Raw genomic sequence first — 5,260 nt, 5'->3', positions numbered from 1 at the left:
CGCGTGGCCGAATCGTCGGCAGAGAACTTCTCCACACCCAGGAAGGTGAAGACCTTGTCCCTGGGCCCTTCCATGTAGAGCTGGACCTGCGAGTGCTGATCCGTCGCGCCCAGCGCCTTTATCGGCGTGGAGCCGCCGCCCTGTTTGCCAAGGCTTTCGGCCCAGAGCTGCGCGTACCAGTCCGAGGCGAGCATGAGCGCATCGGCGTAGGGGATCATCACGCTCATGTTCTTTTTCTTCTTGGCGTCGAACCAGTAGTGGAAGGCGCCGATCTTGTATGCCGGGTTCTCGTCGAGCGTTGCTGCGCTGCAGAGCTTCGCTATCTCCCGGCTGCCCGCGAGCATGGCGTTTATGTCCATGCCGAGGCACGCGGCCGGAAAGAGCCCGACCGGCGAGAGCACCGAGAATCTGCCGCCGAGCATGGAGGGGACGGGGAAGGCGTCGAGCCTCTCCTTTGACACGATCTCGCGCAGCACGCCTTTCTTGGGGTCCGTGACCGCGACCACGTTCTTGCGCCACCCGTCGCCGAGCCGATCCATGAGGCGCTTTTTGGCCACGAGGTACTGGGCCGCGGTCTCGGTCGTGCCGCCGGACTTGCTGACCACGACGAAGCATGTGCGCGTAAGGTCGAGGATGTCCAGCAGGGCCGAGTACGAGTCAGGGTCTATGTTATCGCAGACGAAGAGCCTGGGTTTTCCTCCTCGGGCCTCTTTCGTCCGGAGGTTCCATTGCGCAGGCAGCAGGGCCTGGGCGAGGCACCGCATGCCGAGGGAGGAGCCGCCGATGCCGAGCACCACGAGGTTGTCGAAATCCTTCGCGATCAGCGTCGCTTTTTCCGGGATCCCCTTCGTGATCTCGGCGTCGTTCACCACGTCGAAGAAGACGGCCGCCTTGTCTGCGCGCCACTGGCCGAACTTCTTGTGCGCCGCCTTCACGGAATCGGCTAGCGTCGAGATCTCGGCGCCGGTGAGTCCGTCCCCTGCGCCGACCGCGTCCGACATGAGGTTCGCATAATCTATCTTGAGCATTTTTCCTCCTCCAGTATCCCTTTCAGGACTTCGATCACGTCGAGCAGCGCAATCTTGAGCGTGGAGAAGTCCTGCATGGGGTGGGCCTTCGCGCTGATCTGATCCTCTATCCTCTTGAGCCTCTCGACCATCTCTTTTTTCTCGTCTTTCCTGTTTTTCTTCATCTCGTCTCTCCCCCTATGCCCATACGCTCTTTCGCCCGGCCAGCTCGCGATCCAGCGTCCTCTGGACGGCATCTTTTATCTGATCGGCCTTTCTCTGCACAAGGTTTTCTTTCTCCGCGTCGCGCGACGAGCATTTTGCGAACGACACCGGCTTCATGAATACGATCTTCCATTTGCTCGGCAGTGGGACCAGCCCCAGCGGCCCCAGCCACGGGAACGTCGGCGTGAAGGGGATGAAGGGGAGCCCCAGCGGCTCCGCGAAGCGGTGAGACTTCCAGATGATGGGGTGGACCTCCTCGGAGCCCACGATCGCGACCGGCACGATCGGGACGCGCGTGCGCATGGCCAGCCTCACGAAGCCGCCCTTGCCGAATCGTTTGATCTTGTAGCGCTCGTCGTAGGTCTTGCCTATGCCTCTCACGCCCTCGGGGAACGCGATGATGAGATGACCCGCGGCCAGGAGCCTGGAGGCGTTCTCCTGGCTCGCCCTGACCCCGCCCAGGCGCTGGATCAGCGTGCCGATGAGCGGGAGGTCGTAGGCGAAGTCGTCGACCAGAAACCTGACGCCGCGCCTTTCGCCGGTGCCGTTGAAGACCGCGAGGTGCGTCATGGCGCCGTCATAGGGCAAAGCTCCCGCGTGATTGGCGACCAGGATCGCCGGCCCCCTCGTGGGCACGTTTCGCAGGCCTTGCACCTCCACGCGGAAGTACTGGTGATACAGGAACTGGAAGACGGGGCGCGCCAGGTCCATGAACGTGGGGTCCATGCCGAACTCGTCCGAGCCCTTGCCCTGGATCGCATCCTTCATCACGAGCGTGATCCACCTCGCCATGGGGGAGCTTAAGAATTCATCCGCCCTTGAGGCCAGGGCCTCGACGGTCTTGATCAATGAATCGTGCTTCCCATGAGTGGGCGTCATCGGTCAGCTTCTGCTCTTTGAAGAGCTGGAGTAGAACCAGAGCGTGATGAGGAACACGGCGCAGTACGCCGCTGCTCCGACCGGGTAATAGAACTGGGGGCCGTCCAGGTAAAACATCAGGCCGCAGCCGATCGCGAGCGCCAGCGTGGCGATGAGCACGAACCTGGCGTATGCCGTGTTTCTGAGCGCGCTTCCCTGCGCTATGAGGCAGGCGAACGCCAGGCACAGGTGCAGGACCACCGCGTGCACGCGCCACAGCTCGCCTCCCTGGGTGATCGGGGGCGAATGCCATTCGGCGAAGACCTTGCCTATGTCGTTTATGTAGTTGAGGAGGATCACGGGGATCGCTGCGAAGAGGGCGGCCAGGCCGAGGAAGCCTATGATCCAGGCGCGCATGAGGGTGATGAAGTTGCGCTCCTGCTTTGTGAAGCCGGCGTATCTCATGCCCTTCTATCTGACAGAAAAACCGGACCTAGTCAAACCTGGTCGACGGGGTGTCTGGCCACGCCGGCGATCGGCGCGAAGGCCGAGGGCGCGCTCCAGCGGCCGACCTGGCGGCTGCGCCAGAGGGAGTGATGTTTCCCCATCCTTGCGGCCATGGCCTTTATGCAGTCGGTCGGCAGGGATTGCGGATGCGCGATCACGACGGGCTTCGATCGCATGATCGAGCTTACGACGAAGCGGCTCTGGGGTATCCAGCCTGCGAAGAATAGCTTTATGCGGCCGCGCCACATGCGGCTGGCGCGCGTCCATATCTGCTGAAAGGTCACGGTGGCGTGCGAGCGGTCGCGCGCCATGTTGACGACGAGGTGCACCGTGGCCGCCCCGACCGTGTCGGCGAGCATCCCGAGCGTGGAGATGACGTCCGCGCGCGAGGTGACCTCGTGGTTGGCCACCAGGATGATGTCGTGGGCGCAGGTGAGAAACCGCGCGGTGCGCTGCGAAACGCCGGCCGCCAGGTCGACGAGCGCGATATCCGCCTGATCCTCGATGGGGGCGAGCCTGGCCATTATCGGCTCCATCTCCGAGTCTGCACAGATGGCGAGCCTTGTCTGGCACGAGCCCCCTGCGATCATCCTCACGCCCATGGGGCCGTGCTCGATCACCTCGTCCAGCGTCCTCTCTGCGAAGAGCAGGTTGGATATGTCGTATCTGGGCTCTACGCCCATCAGCAGATGGGCGTTGGCCATGCCGAAGTCTGCATCGATGAGCGCCACCTTGAGGCCGGTTCGCGCGAGCTCTATGGCGAGGTTCACGGCCACGAAGGTCTTGCCCGTGCCGCCCTTGCCGCTGGCGACCGCCACCACTTGGCAGCGGGCAGGGGTGATGCCCATGAACTCGTCGGGTCGGCAGGCGTCCTGAGGCGCGTCCACGCCGCCTCGGACAAATGCCTCCGCCGCCTCCATGCGCAGCTTCATTATCCTTGCGTCAGTAGACATCGTTTATTCTCCCTTTCAAGGGAGTCTTCGGCAACTCCTTGAAAGAGGTTGCTTAATTCAAAGACAAAGGGATGCAAAGGGGAAATAGGACACGTCAACTAGAGCTTGATGGATGCATTATAATACTATGATATATAATAGATAAAATAGGTTACTATTTAGCGAGTTCCCTGGACATGCGAACTGCGCAGAACTTCGGGCCGCACATGGAGCAGACCTCGGGGTCTTGTTCGCACCCCTTGGTCTTTGGGTCCTCGGCCTTGCGCGAGCGCTCCCAGATCTTTCGGGCGCCAATAGGATCGAGCATGAACTTGAACTGCTCCTCCCAGTCGAGGGCATAGCGGGCCTGGGCCATGGAGAGGTCGCGGTTCGTCGCATGGGCCCTCCCTCGCGCCACGTCGGCCGCGTGGGCCGCTATCTTGTGTGCGATCACGCCCTGGCGGACCTCGTCGGCGTTCGGAAGGCCCAGGTGCTCGGCAGGGGTGACGTAGCAGAGCATGGCGGCGCCCGCCGAGGCCGCGATCGCCCCGCCGATCGCCGAGGCGATGTGGTCGTGGCCCGCCGCGATGTCGGTGACGATCGGGCCCAGCACATAGAAGGGGGCGCCGTCGCACAGCTCGATCTGTCTTCTTATGTTCATCTCGATCTCGTTTATGGGCACGTGGCCCGGCCCCTCCACCATCGTCTGCACGCCTGCCTCGCGGCAACGCCTCACGAGTCTTCCCAGGACGTCGAGCTCCGCGAACTGCGCTGCGTCCGAGGCGTCGGCGATGCAGCCGGGGCGCAGCCCGTCGCCCAGGGAGAGGGACATGTCGTGTTTCAGACAGATCTCGAGCAGGCGGTCGAACTCCGTGTAGAGCGGGTTCTCCTTTCCGTTCCTCTGCATCCAGCGCGCAGTCAGCGCCCCTCCGCGGCTCACGATCCCGGTGGTGCGCGTGAGCGCGAGCCGGAGGTGTGAGGCGAGAAGGCCGCAGTGCACGGTGACGAAGTCCACGCCCTGCTGCGCGTGGCGCTCGATCACTTCGAGGAGCGCATCCGAGGTCAGATCCTCTATGCGCTCGACCCCTTCGGCAGCCTCGTAGATCGGCACAGTCCCGACCGGCACGGCGGATCGCTCGATTATCGCCTTGCGGATATCGTCGATGCGGGGCCCTGTGGAGAGGTCCATCACCGCGTCCGCGCCGCTCTCTATCGCGCAGGAGAGCTTGTCGAGTTCGCAGCCTAAGTCCGACGAGAGCGCCGAGTTTCCGATGTTCGCATTGATCTTGCAGGAGAGGGCCATGCCGATGCCGAGCGGGCGCAGGTTCCTGTGGTTTACGTTCGCAGGGATGATCAGGCGGCCGTGCGCGATCTCCAGGCGCACCTTCTCCGCAGGCAGTCCCTCGGCCTCCGCCACCCGGCGCATCTGTTCGGTGATCGTTCCTCTCTTTGCAGACTCAAGCTGTGTGGTCATGTCATCCTCTCCCAGTCCTTCCAGACCGGATCGTAGCCGGCCCTGGAAATCATCTCCGCCACCTCGGCGGCGCTGCGCGTGTCCTGTCTGTGAAACTGTTTTCCTGACGATCCCTCTTTGGAGTACCCGCCCGGCTCCGTGGCCGAGCCTGCGCTCATCTGCGTCACCCCGAGCGGCATGAGCCGATCCCTCAGCGCCGCGGACTCGCGCGTGGAGAGCACGATCCCGCAGTCGGGGAGGTTGAGCCTCAGCGCGCA

Annotated in this window: 7 protein-coding genes; all 7 read right to left on the bottom strand. The window is 63.3% G+C overall.

The window, feature by feature from the left end; genetic code table 11:
- A partial coding sequence (locus WC683_19320) for a glucose-6-phosphate isomerase (protein MFA4974759.1) occupies positions 1-1,028 on the bottom strand: 1,028 nt, incomplete at its 3' end.
- Positions 1,016-1,192 (bottom strand): hypothetical protein, encoded by a 177-nt coding sequence (locus WC683_19315; GenBank protein ID MFA4974758.1) that lies wholly within the window; start codon positions 1,190-1,192, stop codon positions 1,016-1,018. The genes WC683_19320 and WC683_19315, both read right to left, overlap by 13 nt.
- A gap of 13 nt (positions 1,193-1,205) precedes the next feature.
- Complete coding sequence (locus tag WC683_19310) at positions 1,206-2,111, bottom strand: lysophospholipid acyltransferase family protein (GenBank protein MFA4974757.1); 906 nt, start codon at positions 2,109-2,111, stop codon at positions 1,206-1,208.
- Positions 2,112-2,114: 3 nt separating this feature from the next.
- Complete coding sequence (locus tag WC683_19305; GenBank protein MFA4974756.1) at positions 2,115-2,555, bottom strand: hypothetical protein; 441 nt, start codon at positions 2,553-2,555, stop codon at positions 2,115-2,117.
- 32 nt (positions 2,556-2,587) lie between these two features.
- Complete coding sequence (locus tag WC683_19300) at positions 2,588-3,550, bottom strand: P-loop NTPase (GenBank protein MFA4974755.1); 963 nt, start codon at positions 3,548-3,550, stop codon at positions 2,588-2,590.
- Between the two features lie 154 nt (positions 3,551-3,704).
- Positions 3,705-5,003, bottom strand: a complete 1,299-nt coding sequence (gene thiC / locus WC683_19295) for a phosphomethylpyrimidine synthase ThiC (protein MFA4974754.1) — start codon at positions 5,001-5,003, stop codon at positions 3,705-3,707.
- A partial coding sequence (locus tag WC683_19290; protein MFA4974753.1) for a 2-iminoacetate synthase ThiH occupies positions 5,000-5,260 on the bottom strand: 261 nt, incomplete at its 5' end. The genes thiC and WC683_19290, both read right to left, overlap by 4 nt.

The organism is bacterium (assembly GCA_041648665.1).
In the GTDB taxonomy this organism is placed as follows: Bacteria; UBA10199; UBA10199; order 2-02-FULL-44-16; family JAAZCA01; genus JAFGMW01.
Note: the sequence above shows the minus strand (reverse complement) of the source record. Positions and strands in the feature narration are given on the sequence as shown.

Coding starts and splice junctions, on each gene's coding strand:
- WC683_19315 (MFA4974758.1), bottom strand. CDS start 1,192: ATGAAGAAAAACAGGAAAGACGAGAAAAAAGAGATGGTCGAGAGGCTC.
- WC683_19310 (MFA4974757.1), bottom strand. CDS start 2,111: ATGACGCCCACTCATGGGAAGCACGATTCATTGATCAAGACCGTCGAG.
- WC683_19305 (MFA4974756.1), bottom strand. CDS start 2,555: ATGAGATACGCCGGCTTCACAAAGCAGGAGCGCAACTTCATCACCCTC.
- WC683_19300 (MFA4974755.1), bottom strand. CDS start 3,550: ATGTCTACTGACGCAAGGATAATGAAGCTGCGCATGGAGGCGGCGGAG.
- thiC (MFA4974754.1), bottom strand. CDS start 5,003: ATGACCACACAGCTTGAGTCTGCAAAGAGAGGAACGATCACCGAACAG.